Origin of the sequence: Kineococcus glutinatus (genome assembly GCF_039542765.1) — a bacterium.
Lineage (GTDB): Bacteria > Actinomycetota > Actinomycetes > Actinomycetales > Kineococcaceae > Kineococcus_A > Kineococcus_A glutinatus.
Genome location: NZ_BAABIL010000916.1, coordinates 1 through 535, shown reverse-complemented (window position 1 = coordinate 535; position 535 = coordinate 1). Strand labels below are relative to the sequence as shown.

At 81.9% G+C, this 535-nt stretch carries 1 pseudogene; it reads right to left on the bottom strand.

From position 1 onward, the window contains the following. Window positions 1-535: pseudogene (locus ABEB16_RS22545) on the bottom strand (DNA-binding protein); the annotation flags it as partial.

Below are 535 nucleotides of genomic sequence, written 5' to 3'. Positions count from 1 at the left end.
TGCCCGCGCCGGCCACCGCCAGCAGCCCGTGGGCCAGCAGCCAGTCCACCGGGCCCGCCGAGGTGGCCGCCCGCACCGCGCGCTCGGCCTGCGCCACCGACCCCACCGGCGGCCCCCACGTCAGCTTCTCCAGCACGGCGCGCACCCCCTCGGGGGCGGCGTCCAGCAGCGACGCCACGACGTCGGCCCGGCCCAGGTGCGCACCCAGCGCGGCCAGCGCCGCGTCCGGGTCACCCGCCCCGGGCAGGCCCAGGTCCTCCAGCAGCTCCGCCAGCCGCTGCGGGGAGCGCCGCCCCAGCGCCTCGGCCAGCGGTGGCCCGAGCCCCGCCGGGTGCGGGCCCAGCACGTCGCGCACGGCCTGCACCACGTGCAGCCGCCGGTCGGTGCCCCACACCAGGGCCCGCTCCCGCAGCAGCGCCAGCTCCGGGCCCGCCTTGGCGCCCCGGGCGCGGGTGACGGCCGCGGCGGTGGTGGGCTCGGGCAGCACCGCGAGCACCTCGGCGACCTGCAGCGCGGGGGCGGCGAGGTCGTCGAG